11 protein-coding genes are annotated in these 11386 nt (G+C 48.8%); 6 read left to right on the top strand and 5 right to left on the bottom strand.

What is annotated here, in order from left to right; translation table 11 throughout:
• Nucleotides 1–26: 26 nt before the first annotated feature.
• Nucleotides 27–1166, top strand: coding sequence for a hypothetical protein (locus tag A1332_RS19780; protein ID WP_064010144.1), 1140 nt, complete (start codon nucleotides 27–29; stop codon nucleotides 1164–1166).
• Nucleotides 1167–1396: 230 nt separating this feature from the next.
• Here A1332_RS19780 and A1332_RS19775 read toward each other — a convergent pair whose 3' ends face one another.
• Both A1332_RS19775 and A1332_RS19770 read right to left on the bottom strand, forming a co-directional pair.
• The gene (locus A1332_RS19775; protein WP_064010143.1) at nucleotides 1397–2140 is read right to left on the bottom strand and encodes a hypothetical protein; all 744 of its coding nucleotides are present in this window, start codon (nucleotides 2138–2140) and stop codon (nucleotides 1397–1399) included.
• Nucleotides 2141–2268: 128 nt separating this feature from the next.
• On the bottom strand, nucleotides 2269–2922 hold the full coding sequence (locus A1332_RS19770) for an SOS response-associated peptidase (RefSeq protein WP_064010142.1): 654 nt from the start codon (nucleotides 2920–2922) through the stop codon (nucleotides 2269–2271).
• 151 nt (nucleotides 2923–3073) lie between these two features.
• On the opposite strand from A1332_RS19770, the gene A1332_RS19765 reads away from it, so the two are divergent.
• The 5 genes from A1332_RS19765 to istB all read left to right on the top strand — a co-directional run bounded on the left by A1332_RS19765 (nucleotide 3074) and on the right by istB (nucleotide 8424).
• Complete coding sequence (locus A1332_RS19765; protein ID WP_082879789.1) at nucleotides 3074–3583, top strand: LexA family protein; 510 nt, start codon at nucleotides 3074–3076, stop codon at nucleotides 3581–3583.
• Nucleotides 3584–4864, top strand: a complete 1281-nt coding sequence (locus A1332_RS19760; RefSeq protein WP_082879788.1) for a Y-family DNA polymerase — start codon at nucleotides 3584–3586, stop codon at nucleotides 4862–4864. It begins immediately after the preceding gene.
• 558 nt (nucleotides 4865–5422) lie between these two features.
• Complete coding sequence (locus A1332_RS19755; protein ID WP_064010141.1) at nucleotides 5423–5776, top strand: hypothetical protein; 354 nt, start codon at nucleotides 5423–5425, stop codon at nucleotides 5774–5776.
• Nucleotides 5777–6164: 388 nt separating this feature from the next.
• Nucleotides 6165–7685, top strand: coding sequence for an IS21 family transposase (gene istA / locus A1332_RS19750; protein WP_064010173.1), 1521 nt, complete (start codon nucleotides 6165–6167; stop codon nucleotides 7683–7685).
• Nucleotides 7675–8424 (top strand): IS21-like element helper ATPase IstB, encoded by a 750-nt coding sequence (gene istB / locus A1332_RS19745; RefSeq protein ID WP_064010140.1) that lies wholly within the window; start codon nucleotides 7675–7677, stop codon nucleotides 8422–8424. Before istA ends, istB begins: the two co-directional genes overlap by 11 nt.
• A 48-nt stretch (nucleotides 8425–8472) precedes the next feature.
• Here istB and A1332_RS19740 read toward each other — a convergent pair whose 3' ends face one another.
• Genes A1332_RS19740 through A1332_RS19730 form a run of 3 tightly spaced genes read right to left on the bottom strand, consistent with a single transcriptional unit; the run spans nucleotide 8473 to nucleotide 11238 of the window.
• A complete protein-coding gene (locus A1332_RS19740) occupies nucleotides 8473–9030 on the bottom strand; it encodes a tyrosine-type recombinase/integrase (protein WP_082879787.1) in 558 nt (185 codons plus the stop codon).
• The gene (locus tag A1332_RS19735) at nucleotides 9023–10000 is read right to left on the bottom strand and encodes a tyrosine-type recombinase/integrase (protein WP_064010139.1); all 978 of its coding nucleotides are present in this window, start codon (nucleotides 9998–10000) and stop codon (nucleotides 9023–9025) included. Before A1332_RS19735 ends, A1332_RS19740 begins: the two co-directional genes overlap by 8 nt.
• On the bottom strand, nucleotides 9997–11238 hold the full coding sequence (locus tag A1332_RS19730) for a site-specific integrase (RefSeq protein WP_064010138.1): 1242 nt from the start codon (nucleotides 11236–11238) through the stop codon (nucleotides 9997–9999). The genes A1332_RS19735 and A1332_RS19730 overlap by 4 nt, the downstream gene beginning before the upstream one ends.
• Nucleotides 11239–11386: the final 148 nt, after the last annotated feature.

The raw sequence follows: 11386 nt of genomic DNA, 5'->3' as shown, positions 1-11386 counted from the left end.
CATCAACACAACCCAGGAGCATTATCATGTTAAACCGTTCTATTAACGACACCGCTACGTCGGATTCTTTCGTTGAATTCATCACTTTAACCGCTAAGAAAGTCGCCCTGAACCCAACGTCGCCTGAGCTCGATTCACTTTTTCGAGCGTTTATTGAGTCCTGTATTGCAAATGGCCAGGACGATATTTTGGTAAGCGCTTTACGACAATCGGAAGGTTTGCACGTATTTTCGATATTAAATGAGCGCATTGTTTCGCTCGCCGAACGCATTCGGGTGAGATTGCCGTCTATGCCGAATGCAGAGGCGATCGTATTCGCCATTCCGATGGTCATCGAGACACATCCTGGAAAGGCTTTGCCTAAGCGTATTGAAGACTCCGAGCGCATTAGACAATTGCTTCAAAGCCATGGGCTGATCAATGATAGACAAGCCCTCGCCATTCATGACGAATTATTCACCCTTGAAGACATCAACTGGTTACCTAGCCAAATTCGCCAGATCAACCAGCAGTTGATCGAGCAAGCCGAAGGCGAAATTTCAACATCGGAATCACGCCGTTCTTTTGTTATGAAGCCCTCTGAGAGTCCGGAGGGGGAGCTCATTTTGCGATTCCTGGTGGGTGTGGTGATTAACGATCAGGCATTAACGCCTCTTTTTTGTGAACAGCCCAAATCGGATGACTTTGGCGGATTTGCCGAAGAATGGTCAGAGCCCTTTAAAGAGGAGATGGATGAACAAACCGGTCACAACGTCTGGGAGATTGAAAAACCCAATCCGCTCAGTATTGCCGCCTCGCGCGGGATCCATTTACACAATGAACTAGATATCTTCTACAAGGTAAATATGAAAGCCCAAGATTATCCCGTGTCAAAAGTCCTGCTCAGTAAACACGGTGTCGATGGCATACCAACGGAAATACGGGCGGCTTTTTTTGATCGTGAAAAAGAATTGTCAACCGTTTACGTTTGGCCGCTCTTGACAACCGATGACGCTAAGTCAGTATTCGAAGACATCAACGGGCTACTGACCAATCTCAATATTCCTCACGTGATTGACAACAATCTTCTTCCTGCCATCGAATTCACGGGGAATTTCCATCACTATTGTGAATCGATGTCCAGGCAATTGGAACCAGAGGAGCCTCAAACGTTCTTTATATGCTGAGTCGTTTGGGTTGAACATGATGATGGCAGCCTGATGGCCTTGGAAGAGGGTCAGATGTAGCGCCCAGAATTTACATGAAATGGCTTGAATCAGCTGGCATACCCTCGCGGTCATGGTCAAAAGCCAGGCTGCGAGGATTATTGCTTGTTAAAAAGTCACTCAGTGGTGCGATTAGTGCGCCTTCGAGAGCTGCAGCCACAAGCATCATGATTGACTAGTCGGAAAAACAACTAAAGATCGCATTCCCAAAGCAAAAACCCATCGACAACATCCTGCGTTGATCGGTGACGTTGGGCGTTGATCAGCGACATGAAGGACTCATTCAGAATCTGCAATGCTTCCGGATCGTCGGCATTAACGTATCGGCTTGATCTTCCCTGTCCGTTCTTGCACCTCTCAGGCTGCCAGTTTTGAGGATAGATTTTAACTGGCAAGCCATGGTTAACCAGAATCTCGGCAACAAAGGGTTCTCCGCTTTTGATAGTCCACTTAACTTTTTTTAATGTGTGTAGTCCACCCAAAAGAGCCAGTATCGGCTTGTCGCGTGGGAACTCAGATAATCGGTTGGCCATATTTACGTCGCGGTCTTGATCGGCGTCAATGGCCTCGATGCCCAAGCATGGAAATTTCGATTTGAGCGTGACCAGATAATCAATCAGTTTTCGCATACCAGGATGATCGATGGCATACGGTATTTTAATCTCCGATACCTGTGCTTCGCCCTTGGTTACAGCATCGATGACGGGTTGTTGATTGCGGTTAATTTCGAGTCCGACAGTCAGGCATTGATGTCTTTCCAGCGCCGCATCAACCAGTAGAGCGAAAAGCTGTGTTGATTCCGGTTTCTGGTGGCTTTCGCCGATGATGACAATGTTGCCGGGTTTGATATTGTCCTGGATGGTCGAGAAATCATTCGACCATCCAAGACTGGGTAGCAATACAACATAAATACCAAACCAGCATCTTTTCAGCATCTAAATGGCTCCTAAGAAATAAAAAGGCGTGTTTTATTAGCCTTGTCTACCGATAACGCCTCCGTTAATTTCAGTAGAGCAGAATGAATAAGACTCAGCTTTGAACGGCCAAACTGCATGACCAGAAGCTATTCCATACACCGCTCATCATCATGCCTTGGATTGTTTACATAATCACTGATCGGTGTTGTAGTCATATCAGCGTACGCCTGATTATCCAGTAAGTGAAACACGTCATCGTCAGTGGCTGATTTATCCAGCCAATCCCGGTAATGGTTTGCAGGCATGATCACCGGCATACGTTCATGAATCGGTTGCATCAGTTGCGTTGCTGCGGTCGTGATGATGGTACAGGAATACAGTGTTTGCGCGTCGTGTTCCCAATGTTCCCAGAGTCCAGCAAAGGCAAATAACTGATTGTCTTGCCGGTGGATATGAAACGCTTGTTTATGTGTTTCCAATTTCTGCCACTCATAAAAACCGCTTGCGACGACTAAGCTGCGACGCTTATGGAAGGCAGCACGAAAACTGGGTTTCTCTCTAATGGTTTCAGCACGGGCGTTGATCAGATGATGGCTGTTTTTATCGTCCTTAGACCATGACGGCACTAACCCCCAAAACAGGTTTACCGATTTTAGCGATTTATCGTCAAGCTCAACGATGCACAGGATTTTTTGCGCAGGGGTAATGTTGTAGCTAGCTTGAAAGCGAGGCAAGCGTGGCAACTCAAAATGTTCAGCAATGCTTTCCGGCGTTGCTGTTAGCTGATAACGACCACACATTGCCAATGCCTCCGTGAATACGACTGATGCTATTAAACGTCAGAAATGCGTAACAACCAAACGCAACAAATAATAAGAACAAATACAAAACAATTCCGTTTTTGAGGTACACTGCTTGCCCTCATCAGAACCACGAATTTGGGATATAAGCATGAGCGTCATTTCTATATCAAGCTATCAACCACGCAATACGAAGCCATTGAATAGTGCTGCACTATGGTCTGACGATCTGGAACTGCCGATTCTGGAACCTCAACAGCAATTGAGTACGATTGAATTGCCGTTATTCACGTCTAAAGTGCCTGCGGGTTTTCCATCACCGGCTGATGATCATTTAGAATCGACGATAGACCTCAATCAACATTGCATCAGCAATCCACCAGCCACCTTCTTCGTTAAAGTAAAAGGTCATTCCATGACCGGTGCAGGCATCAACGATGGTGATATGTTGGTCGTTGATCGTTCATTACGTCCTAACAACAATAGTATCGTGGTTGCGGTGATAGACGGTGAAGTGACCGTTAAAGCGTTGGATACTTCTACCGTTGAAATTTGGTTGCGATCAAAAAATCCCGACTATCCTGACTTCCAGATTAAAGAAGGCATGGAGTTGCATATTTGGGGTGTGGTCAAAAACGTGATTCGTTCACTACCGGTTTAGATGACTCCAGCACCCATATTCGCGATTGCGGATTGCAACAATTTTTACGCAAGCTGTGAAAGGGTTTTTCAGCCCAAATTAAACGGTAAACCGGTTGTAGTGCTATCCAATAATGACGGTTGCGTGATTGCCAGAAGTAATGAAGCCAAGGCTTTGGGCATCAAAATGGGTGCCGCTTATTTCAAGATTGAGCAGTATGCCAAGCAAGAAGGCATTGCGGTATTTTCTAGCAACTATGCGTTATATGGTGATATGAGTCAGCGTGTGATGCAAATACTGAGTAGCTTTGCACCGCGATCTGAAGTGTATTCCATTGACGAATGCTTTTTGGATTTTAGCGGCATGCCAATCAATCTCTCGGACTACAGCTTAGAGATTTGTACGATTGTTAAGCAATGGACCGGAATTCCGATTTCAATTGGTATTGCACCGACGAAGACTTTAGCAAAACTGGCCAATCGTTTAGCAAAAAACGGTCATTCTCAACATGGGCCAGTTCTGGATTGGCGCAACATTGAAGATTCTGACGCCGTTTTAAAATCCATTGCGCTGGATGACCTTTGGGGTATTTCCAGGCGCTGGAAAGATAAGCTCAATCAGCTTGGTATTCATAATGCGTTGGCACTGAAACAGTCTGATCCAAAACAGCTACGTCAACATTTTGGTGTAGTGATGGAACGGATTGTGACCGAGTTGAACGGTATTTCCTGTATTGCCTTAGAAGAAATGCCCGCACCGAAAAAACAGATTCTGACTTCGCGTAGCTTTGGTGAGCGATTGACTGACTATGATGATTTACGCGCAGCGGTGACACACTTTGCTTCTCGTTCTGCGGAAAAATGCCGACAACAGCGATTGACCACGCACGTATTGACGGTGTTTATTCATACCAGTCCGTTTGATACCCGCAACCCGCAATACTCCAACAGTGCGACCATAGCGTTTGATCGTCCAACCAATGATACCGCGCAATTGATTGCAGCCGCTCAACAAGGTTTGAAGCGGATTTTTAGACGCGGCTTTTCGTATCAACGTGCCGGTATTTTGTTGCCGGACTTATGGTCAGCCCATGTTACGCAACTGTCATTGTTCGATAGTGATCAAAGCAGCCTGCGATCTGATCAACTGATGGCCGCACTAGACGACATTAACCGCAAACATGGTAAGCGCAGTGTTCGCTATGCGAGTGAAATGCTTAGCAAGCGTTGGCTGATGCGGCAACAGTTCAAATCGCCTTCTTACACCACCAATATCAAGGAATTGCTGACGGTTCAAATTTGAAGAAAATCTTATGCTTTTGTATTCGCTATTTCGATCCTCACCCGACATACGTTTTCGTCAATGCAGACGCAAGCCCAAGCATCTTAGAGTCTCGCTTCTTCGAAGACGACTCTCTAGGCCTCCGGCAGCAGGCCAAGAGTAGCCGAAGAATAATCTATGATCACTGACTGCAAACTAGCTCATTGTCACCAATGATTTGGCTTGGTGTTGGGTCAGAAATCTAATCTATTATTGAAAGTCCAAGCGTTATGTACGGAATATTACGTAAGATTAAGATGACTCGAACGCCTGACCTAGGGATGTGGTGACAGTCAACATGTTAGCTTTACGTTGGGCGTCACACACGGACATGAGACATCGAACAATCATGACTCTGGTTTGTTGTATTGGTGACGCTGCCCATGGTCGTCGCTATCGGTACCTATGTTCGAACCTTTGATCAGCTGCGATTCTCCATTAACGATCATTGATAGCACGTAAACATAGCCTGAGTTGGGTTACGCTATCCTTATTTATGCCTTTGAAAAAACCCGATCAAAATAAGTTGGAGGAAATATTATGTCCCGTGAAATTTTACAGGCGATAGCTGATATTTATAAACGGCATGACCCGGAAGATGCCGATTTTTATACGTTGGAATGGGTGCAAGAGAAGTGTTCTTATTTTTACAAGTCGCCAAAAGAATTGCTGGCAATTTTGCAAATGAGCCAAGACCGGGGGATCAACACTGAAGGTGCGCTGTGGTCAAAAGAGGACGGTTTAGCAGCCCATCGCGAGATGAAGTATAGCGGACCAGTTGATGCATATTCTTACGAGCTAATGGAGAAAAGCGTTGAACTGGCTAGACTAGAGGCTGCTTGTAAGGCTGAGGAAATTGCGAGGAAGCTAGCCATTGAAAGCTTGCAGTGCTAATGCGGGTAGTAGCGAAAGCCCACTCCGGACTTTGCTAGCCGAAATGTAGTTCTCCGCTTTATGGTCGGCAGCAGCCCCATTTTTGCCTCTCGCACCTCTCCAATATAGTCCTTCCGTCCTGTTTTCAGTGATACTAATCACGCTGGTAGGTAGCTGCCAGTGAAGGCAGGACATGCACCTGTGGACTACGAATAGCTTTCTCCCAACATTCGATGTTTACCGCTTTAGTTTCGAGCTCGCAGGTGCGCTTGTGATCGTTAACGAATACTCAGGGCTGCAAAACGGCGTGCAAAACTTTCCAGGGTCCTGGGGAAAAGAGCGTTGAAAAGTTTCCACCCCAGGTTGTTCAATGACCGGCTTTTTGCCGGAGAAACCTGGAGTGATAAAAATGGATGTACTACCCGAAATCAGGCGACTGCATTTTGTTGAAGGCGTGACCATCAGCGACTTAGCCAAACAGTTCAAGTTGTCCCGTCCCACAATTCGTAAGCATCTCAACACGGTTGAAGAACCGGTTTACCCGACGCGTCAACACCAACCGCATTTGAAACTCGGTGCCTATATCGAACAACTGACGACGTGGTTGGAGAACGATGCGGCCTTGCCGGGCAAAAAGCGTAAACGCACCGCTCAGCGTTTGTATGAATGCCTACAGGTGGAAGGCTATGCGGGCGGTTACAGCGCGGTACAACGTTTCGTCAAAGCCTGGAAACAGGCCCGCTCCTCAACGCCCAGTATCAAGCAAGCCTTCGTTCCCTTGTTATTCCCTGCCGGTGAGACCTGTCAATTTGACTGGAGTCATGAAATTGCGGTGGTTGGTGGCATGGAACAGACGGTGAAAGTAGGCCACTTCCGTTTGAGCCACAGCCGACAAATGTTTGTGGTCGCCTATCCTTGCGAAACCCAGGAGATGGTGTTTGATGCCCATAACCAAGCCTTTGCTTTCTTCGGCGGCGTACCCAAGCGTATGGTGTACGACAATCTGAAGACGGTGGTTGACGCCATCTTTGTGGGTAAGGAGAGACGATTCAATCGGCGTTTTTTAACCTTGGCCAATCATTACCTGTTTGAACCCGTGGCGTGTACCCCTGAGTCTGGTTGGGAGAAAGGCCAGGTTGAAAATCAGGTCGGTAATATCAGTGAATGGCTGTTTACGCCGACACCCAAGTTTTCCGACTTTGCCGAACTCAACGCCTGGCTGGCCCAGCGTTGCCGAGAACTGGCGTTACGCCCGCATCCGGATCAGTCGTCGCGCACGACTGCCGAGCTTTTTGCTGAAGAACAGCCGTTACTGATGCCGATCAAAGCCGTCTTTGATGGCTACGTCGAAACGATGCGTCGCGTGACCTCATTGTGTCTAATCAACATCCATCGCAATCGTTACAGCGTGCCCGCGCAATGGGCCAACCAAGTCGTCTCGGTCAGGATAACGGCTGACCGTATTCGCATGGTGGCCAATGGCCAAGTGATCGCTGAGCACGTGCGCCGCTTCGGACGTGATCATTTGATTTGTGATCCCTGGCATTATCTACCGGTGCTGGAGAAGAAGCCTGGGGCACTGCGTCACGGTGCGCCGTTTGTGACCTGGGATTTGCCGGTGCCGATCAAAGTCATACGTGACCGCATTCTCAAGCAAGACAAAGGTGATAGAGCTTTTGTCGATCTGCTGTTAATGGCACGTGACCTGGGCGATGCGGGATTGGATACCTTGGAAGTGGCTTGCGATCTTACCCTGCAAACCGGCGTGATCAGCGCCGCTATTGTCCTCAACGAGATGCGCCGCCTGACGGAAGAGGCCAAACCTAAAGCTCTGGATCAGTCTGCTGTATCGCTACCGACGCTGACAATCGAACCCATGGCTGATTGCAGTCGCTACGATGCGTTACGGAGCGAACGACATGTCCATTGATCGTGCGCTGCAACTGAAAACCTTGCATTTGTATGGCATGGCGGCAGCCTGGGGGGAATGGCAAGCCGAATACAGCAACCAGCAAAAACCCATGATGCCCGAAGTCTGGCTGGATCGTTTAATCGCTGCTGAACAAGCGGATCGTCAAGCGCGAAGCCTTAATTATCAACTCAAGGCGGCCCGATTCCCCATTCATCGGGATTTGTTAAAAATCGATTGGTCAGAAACGCCGTTGCAACAAACCCGCATCGAACAACTGGCGACCGGAAACTTCATGGAACAGGCGTATAACCTGATCCTGGTCGGCGGCACCGGCACAGGCAAAACCCACTTGGCTACAGCCATTGGCATAGCCGCCATCCATCAAGGCAAACGCGTTCGTTTCTATAACGCCGTTGATCTGGTTAACCAATTGGATAAGGAAAAGCAACAGGGTAAGACTGGCAATCTGGCCAAGCAACTGACGGCGATGGATGCCGTTATCCTGGATGAACTGGGCTATCTGCCGTTCCCGGCATCGGGCGGGGCTTTGCTGTTTCACTTGATCAGTCAGCTCTATGAAAAAACCTCACTGATCATCACCACCAATCTGAACTTCGCCGAATGGGTACAAGTGTTCGGTGATGCCAAGATGACAACGGCACTCCTAGATCGAATTACTCATCATTGCGACATCTTGGAAACCGGCAACGATTCTTATCGTTTTAAACACCGGAAAAAGGCGGTGGAAAACCAATAACCATAGGGTTTAACTGGAAACTATTCGACGCTCTTTGCTGGAAACTTTTCAAAGCCGTTTGACACTCATGACGACATCGCCGACCTTGACGCCAATGATTTCGGAAACGCGCGCGCCGGTATTGTAAAGCAGAGTCAGCAATAGATGATCTCGCTGGGACGTCCAGGTTTCGCCCGGCTGACCCAAGATCGCCAACATTTCTTCACGACTCAAGAAGCCCAGCATGGGGCGTTCGAACCGTTTCATGGGGATACCTAATGCCTGCTCAATGACAAAAAATGACGACACATCACGTCGGGCGGCGTATTTCAAAAATGCGCGTAAGGCTGTCAGCCTCAAGTTCCGGCTACGTACCGCGTTGTGACGTTGTTGCTCCAAATAATCCAAGAAGGCTAGGATTAAATCCGGCGTAATATCGGCCAAATTCAGTGCTGTTGGCATTTTACCTAGGCGATGCTGCGCGAAATTCAGGAATAGCAACATGGCGTCCCGATACGACGCAATCGTACGTGGACTCATAGCACGTTGATTGACCAGATATTCGGTAAAAAACTGCTGAACCAAAGCAGAGAATGTTACAGGATGGGGGGCGGTGGCTTCAGTCATGACTCACCTCCGGTAGCTGGGTAAAGGTTTCAAACCGGTTTGCAGCCACGGCCATGAGCTCAGGAATGCCGGTGAGATACCAATACGTATTGGTGATCATGGCATGTCCGACATAGGTGGACAAAGCCAACATCTGTCGATCGACATCCATACCTTCAGCCTGCCATAGCAGTACACGGCGGACGACAAACGTATGTCGTAAGTCGTGAATGCGCGGGCCATCGTGGCCACCCCGATTGATCCAGCCCAGTTGGTTTCGCAATTGGATAAATACCCGACGAACCTGCCGAGAATCCAGTCTTTGCCCCAGTAGTCGGCCCCGCGTACTGATGAAAAACGTCGTATCCTCCGTGATCTGGATATGATCGTTTCGAAGTGACCGATATTGTTTCAGCGCCTCTACAGTGCTTGGATGGAGCGGTACATAGCGTGATTTGGCAAATTTGGTTTTCCGTATGCTGAGCATGCCTGACTTTAGATCAACATCCGAATCCAGCAGATGTAAAGCTTCAGAAATCCGCAAGCCCGTGGACGCTATTAAACCAAACAGTGTCTCGTAGGTGGCGCCCCGTAAGCCTGGAATAAAGGAATCCAGGTTATGCGCGGCGGCTAGTAAATCAATGACCTCCTGCTCACTATAAATATGCGGGGCCAACCGCTGGCCGACTCGACCAAAAATACTGTCGTCGGGTACCTCGGTGCGCGGTTCAAATTGTTGTAGGTAACGACAAAATGAGCGTAGATTTTTCAGTCGTCGCGCCCATGTTGAAGGCTGATTGCTGTGACCCTTGTCTTGTCGGGCCCAGTCGGCCATGATCTCGGTAGTCAGTGGTTCTTGGCTATTCAGCGTATCCATGTAGCGCGCAAAACTGAGTACGGTATAACCTGGATTGCGTAAACCAAACCCCAACTGTCTCCTTTCGTTCAGGTAATTTTTACCATGGGTTTCCATGGTGATGGTTGCATTCATGACACACTCCCAGGCCAAGGCAAGGCCACCGCAGCCAGGTTTTTACTATCAAGTTTGGCGTAAACCAACGTGGTATTGAGGGAGCGATGCCGCAAGACATCCGCCACTTCTTTGAGGGAACTGCCGCCTTCCAGAAGTCTGCTAGCCATGGTATGCCGCAGAAGATGCGACCGCGTGTAGGGCAAACCCGCTCGCGCATAAGCCTGGCGAATCGACTTCCGGATCAAATCAGGGCCGACAGGCTGATCGCGTGGCGCCACGTTACGCACGAACACCGCACGATTGCTGGTGGGTGGTCGTTCATACTTCAGGTAATCGGCAATGGCTTGACCGGTTGCCGTTGGTAAAGGCATGACATCTTCACGTCGTCCCTTGGTGCCTCGCAGCGTGATCGTCGCCGCCGACCAATCAATGTCATCCAGGCCAAGATAAGCCACCTCGCTACTGCGTAAGCCCAGATCCAATGCGCAATGGACGATAGCTGCTGTTCGGAGCGCCGCCGGTCCATCAGGCAACAGCGCGCTTAGCAAGCGTTCGACCTCATGCTTGGTCAATGTCTTCGGTAGCGAGGCTTGTTGCCAGTTGGCTGGAAAACTGGTGACGCCGATCAGATGATGAACGGCATCGCCCAGCGTGGCGCGATAGCGAAAATAGCTGCGTAATGCCGAAACCGGTGCGCTGATACTGGCAGGCACAGTACATCGTGCGCTTTGGCTGGCGACAAACTGGCGAATCTGTTCGGGTTTAATGGCGGCAATCACCACGGCTCGATCAGAAAACTGCGCCAACAGCAGGCAGCGAACGATAGAAAGATAGTGTTTACGTGTTTTGGCAGCAAGTCCTCGAACGTGATTCATGTGATCATCGAATCGCCTCAATTCCTCATCTACCGGCGATTGACCTATCGAGGGATCGGCGATGATGGCATCGTCTCGCAGGAGTGCTAGTAAATGTCCCAGTGCCGCATGCAAATCTTTAGCATCAGAGAATGCCGGTTGCTCGCAGCAACAGTTTGGCAAATGCTCATCCAAAAAAAGCTGGATTAGCCTTTCGTCGATGGTTTTGACATCAATATGGCTCTCGGTGAGCCAGTGAGCAAAATGCGTCAGGCCAGCCAGGTAATTATCAATAGTGTTGGAGGCATAGCGGCAATCAAACAAGTGCAGCATAAATGCATCAACAAAGGGGGCCAATGGGCTTTCAAAAAGCCAACTGCTTGTATGGTGATCGGATTTCATTAGAATCTCCTGAGGTGGGTGAGATTCCACTTCGGGAGACAGCTAAAACTATGTCAAGCTAATTGATAAAGATGGGGGGCAATATCAATAACATCGGGCCTTCCAAGCAACGTACATTTTGATCTACCCATAGTTGGGCACTATACAT

Origin of the sequence: Methylomonas methanica (genome assembly GCF_001644035.1) — a bacterium.
Lineage (GTDB): Bacteria > Pseudomonadota > Gammaproteobacteria > Methylococcales > Methylomonadaceae > Methylomonas > Methylomonas methanica_A.
This window is presented reverse-complemented; position numbering and strand designations above follow the sequence as displayed.

Excerpts from the sequence above, each read along its gene's own strand:
- A1332_RS19740 (WP_082879787.1), bottom strand. The coding sequence starts at position 9,030 with ATGACTGAAGCCACCGCCCCCCATCCTGTAACATTCTCTGCTTTGGTT.
- istA (WP_064010173.1), top strand. The coding sequence starts at position 6,165 with ATGGATGTACTACCCGAAATCAGGCGACTGCATTTTGTTGAAGGCGTG.
- A1332_RS19760 (WP_082879788.1), top strand. The coding sequence starts at position 3,584 with ATGACTCCAGCACCCATATTCGCGATTGCGGATTGCAACAATTTTTAC.
- A1332_RS19755 (WP_064010141.1), top strand. The coding sequence starts at position 5,423 with ATGTCCCGTGAAATTTTACAGGCGATAGCTGATATTTATAAACGGCAT.
- A1332_RS19775 (WP_064010143.1), bottom strand. The coding sequence starts at position 2,140 with ATGCTGAAAAGATGCTGGTTTGGTATTTATGTTGTATTGCTACCCAGT.
- A1332_RS19770 (WP_064010142.1), bottom strand. The coding sequence starts at position 2,922 with ATGTGTGGTCGTTATCAGCTAACAGCAACGCCGGAAAGCATTGCTGAA.
- istB (WP_064010140.1), top strand. The coding sequence starts at position 7,675 with ATGTCCATTGATCGTGCGCTGCAACTGAAAACCTTGCATTTGTATGGC.
- A1332_RS19765 (WP_082879789.1), top strand. The coding sequence starts at position 3,074 with ATGAGCGTCATTTCTATATCAAGCTATCAACCACGCAATACGAAGCCA.
- A1332_RS19735 (WP_064010139.1), bottom strand. The coding sequence starts at position 10,000 with ATGAATGCAACCATCACCATGGAAACCCATGGTAAAAATTACCTGAAC.
- A1332_RS19730 (WP_064010138.1), bottom strand. The coding sequence starts at position 11,238 with ATGAAATCCGATCACCATACAAGCAGTTGGCTTTTTGAAAGCCCATTG.
- A1332_RS19780 (WP_064010144.1), top strand. The coding sequence starts at position 27 with ATGTTAAACCGTTCTATTAACGACACCGCTACGTCGGATTCTTTCGTT.